The sequence below is a fragment of the Aquitalea sp. S1-19 genome, assembly GCF_024343515.1.
Map to the genome: position 1 here is coordinate 1 of NZ_RJTZ01000203.1, position 2,812 is coordinate 2,812.

General features: G+C 61.7%; 3 protein-coding genes. 1 reads left to right on the top strand and 2 read right to left on the bottom strand.

Going from position 1 to position 2,812, the window contains the following annotated elements:
* Positions 1 to 369 (bottom strand): DUF389 domain-containing protein (locus EGI20_RS17145; protein WP_498632929.1); only part of this gene is annotated, 369 nt, incomplete at its 3' end.
* Positions 370 to 531: 162 nt separating this feature from the next.
* On the opposite strand from EGI20_RS17145, the gene EGI20_RS17150 reads away from it, so the two are divergent.
* A complete protein-coding gene (locus EGI20_RS17150; RefSeq protein WP_498632930.1) occupies positions 532 to 2,421 on the top strand; it encodes a methyl-accepting chemotaxis protein in 1,890 nt (629 codons plus the stop codon).
* A gap of 30 nt (positions 2,422 to 2,451) precedes the next feature.
* Here the strand turns inward: EGI20_RS17150 and EGI20_RS17155 are convergent.
* Positions 2,452 to 2,812: FAD-binding oxidoreductase (locus EGI20_RS17155; protein WP_498632931.1), on the bottom strand; the 361-nt coding region annotated here is incomplete at its 5' end.

Here is a 2,812-nt window from a genome sequence, read left to right on the forward strand (position 1 = left end):
GGTCGGTGGAATAAAAGGCGAGAAATTGACGATGGTGTAGCTGGTCACCAGTGCCGCCACCACGCCAAAGCCCAGTGCCAGCCCCGCCTGCTTGCCGTAGGCCAGATTGGTCTTGGCGATGGCGTAGCCCAGCAGATTGATCGGCCCCATCAGGGGCGCGATCAGCATCGCGCCGATCACCACCGCAGCCGAGTCTAGCAACAGGCCCAGCGTGGCAATCGCGCAGGAAATGAACACCAGAAAGATATAGGCCGGTGTCAGCAGGCCGTTCTCGATCATGCTGCGGTCGACCTGAGCCTGATCGACATTCTGCTGCCGTCGGTTCCACCACTCACCGACGATGATTTCGGCCAGGCTGCGTGTTGCCATGGTCATTCCTGTCTGCTTCATCCAAACATTTATTTTCGGTTAAATGTTATGGAATTTCCAGTTTTGCTTATATATGCCATCTTGATTGCGCGTCCTGGATATCAAATACATAATCCGCCACAAGCGCCCGCATCGAGGCGCCAATAACTAAAGGGGAGATCCATGCGTTCACTCAAGGCGCGAATCATCGGCTTTAATGCCGTGCTGCTGGCAGCGTTTGCCGTACTGCTGTTTTCCATCGTGTTTGTCCAGGTGCGCGGCATGGCACTGCAGGGCATTGCCAGTGAGCAGAACACCACGCTCAAGGGGCAGTCTATCCTGATTGGCGACTGGGCGCGGGACAAGCAGAGCGTGATCAAGGGGCGCTCGCAGCGCTACGACAATGAAATCAATATGCTGGGCCGTGATCCGCAGTGGTTCCTGACGCAGGGCATGCAGGAGGGGCGTTTTATCGACCTGTATGTCGGTTTTGCCGATAACAAGGGGCATTTTGCCTCGGGCTGGACGCCGCCTGCCGAGTATGCGGTTACCAGTCGAGGCTGGTACCAGCAGGCCATGGCTGCGGGCAAGCTGGTAATGACCGACCCCTATATCGACGCCAATACCAAGGCCATCGTGCTCACGGCGGCCATTCCGCTACCGGGCAGCAATGGCGGTGTGCTGGCCGGCGATATTTCGATGACCGAACTGACGCGCACGCTGGCGACCCTGCCGGTAGGCGGCAATGGCTACAGCCTGCTGGTGGACAGCAAGGGCAATCTGATCTCTGCACCGGACAAGGCCTTGCAGACCAAGCCGCTGACGACGCTGGTGCCGGCGCTGAATGCGGCAACCATGCAGGCCGCCAGTGGTAGCGGCGAACTGGTGGAGGTCGAGGTCGGCGGCAAGACCATGCTGGCTTCGGTTGTGCGGCTGGAAGAGCTGAACTGGAGCATTGTGGTGCTGAGCGAGAAGTCGCTGGTGCTGACGCCGCTCAATACGCTGCTGTTGACGCTGGGGGCTTTCACGCTGGGGGCTTTCCTGTTGATGCTGCCGCTGTCAGGTCTGGTGCAGGGGCGGATGCTGGCCGGGCTGACGCGCTTGCGCGATGCGATGGTCGGGATGGCCAGTGGCGAGGCGGATCTGACACGCAAGCTGGCGGTAGATGGCAATGACGAGATCAGCCAGACAGCGCAGGCCTTTAACCGCTTTACCGGGCAGTTGGGCGAGCTGTTTTCCCAGTTGCGTGCAGAGGCGGCGCAGGTGGTCGGCGGCGTGGCGGATGCCAGCGGCCGGGTTAGCGAGGTGGCGGCCGGTGCCAGCCAGATGGCCGAAGTATCGACGGCCAATGCTGCCACGCTGGAGCAGCTGGGCGTGAGCATTTCGCAGATCGCCGATGGTGCCGGTCAGGCCGACCTGCTGGTGAAGGCGACCGGACAGGAGTTGGAATCCTGTGCCGACGGCATTCATGCGCTGTCGGATGATATGGAAAATACGCTGGGTTCGGTACGCAGTCTGGAGGCCATGCTGGCCGGGCTGGACCGGCGCTCGCAGGAGATTTCCGGCATTACCGGCGTGATCCGCGATATCGCCGACCAGACCAACCTGTTGGCGCTGAACGCGGCGATCGAGGCGGCGCGCGCCGGCGAACAGGGACGCGGCTTTGCCGTGGTGGCGGACGAGGTGCGCAAGCTGGCCGAGCGCACCGCCAGTGCCACTCAGGAAATCAGCAGCAAGGTTGGCGCTATCCGCGATGAGGCGAAACGTGCGGTTGATGATGTGCAAGGTACGCTCAGCGTGGTCGATCAGAGTTCGGCGCGCACCGAAGAAGCCGCCGCGCGTATCCAGAGCGTGCGCGACTCCATGCGTCAGGTACTGCAGCGCATGAGCGAGATCTCCAGCTCGACCAGCGAGCAGCATCAGGCGTCCGGTGCGATTGCGCAGAGTACCGAAGCGATCAATAACCGCATTGTGGCCAACGAGGGTGCCTTGCAGGATGTGAACGCGACCCTGTCGCGGCTCTCCTCTCTGGCCGGGCAAATGGACAGCCGTTTCGGCAAATTCAGGGTGTAGTGGTTTGGCGGGCGTCGGCCCGCCTCCCACCTAGATCTGGCTTAGCCACTTGCCCGGGTTCATCAGCCCTTGCGGATCCAGCGCCTGTTTCATGCTGCGCATGATAGTGAGCGCCACCGGGTCCTTGTAGCGTGCGAGCCACTGCCCCTTGAGCTGGCCTACGCCGTGTTCGGCGGCGATGGTGCCGCCGTAGCGTGCGACCTGATCGTAGACGATGGCATTAACCGCAGTTTCGTCGTCGAACAGCGCCGCGTGATCCGTGCGGGTATGGCTGACGTTGTAATGCAGATTGCCGTCGCCGGCATGGCCGAACACCATGATGCGGCAGCCGGGAAAGGCTGCCTGCAGGGCAGCGCCGCAAGCAGCGATAAAGGCGGCAATGGCGGAGCTT

Coding starts and splice junctions, on each gene's coding strand:
- EGI20_RS17150 (WP_498632930.1), top strand. CDS start 532: ATGCGTTCACTCAAGGCGCGAATCATCGGCTTTAATGCCGTGCTGCTG.